The sequence below is a fragment of the Pseudomonas yangonensis genome, from assembly GCF_009932725.1.
In the GTDB taxonomy this organism is placed as follows: domain Bacteria; phylum Pseudomonadota; class Gammaproteobacteria; order Pseudomonadales; family Pseudomonadaceae; genus Aquipseudomonas; species Aquipseudomonas yangonensis.
Genome location: NZ_BLJU01000162.1, coordinates 1 through 247, shown reverse-complemented (window position 1 = coordinate 247; position 247 = coordinate 1). Strand labels below are relative to the sequence as shown.

Sequence of the window (247 nt, the reverse complement as noted above, 5' to 3'; positions counted from 1 at the left end):
AGCCTGGGCTGGATCGGCTCGGCCTATCAGGAGCTGGCGACTCAGGGCTCGGGCGCCCAGGCCTTCGTCTTTGGTCTGATCCTGGTGTTTCTGATCCTGGCTGCGCAGTACGAGCGCTGGACGCTGCCGCTGGCCGTGGTCACTGCCGTACCCGTCGCCGTATTCGGAGCGATTCTTGCGGTGTGGCTGCGGGGTATCCAGAACGATGTGTACTTCCAGGTGGGCCTGGTCCCCCTGATCGGGCTCT

General features: G+C 64.8%; 1 protein-coding gene. It reads left to right on the top strand.

All coding sequences use genetic code 11. The features are described from left to right. A partial coding sequence (locus GYB81_RS23930) for an efflux RND transporter permease subunit (protein WP_161898011.1) occupies window positions 1-247 on the top strand: 247 nt, incomplete at both ends.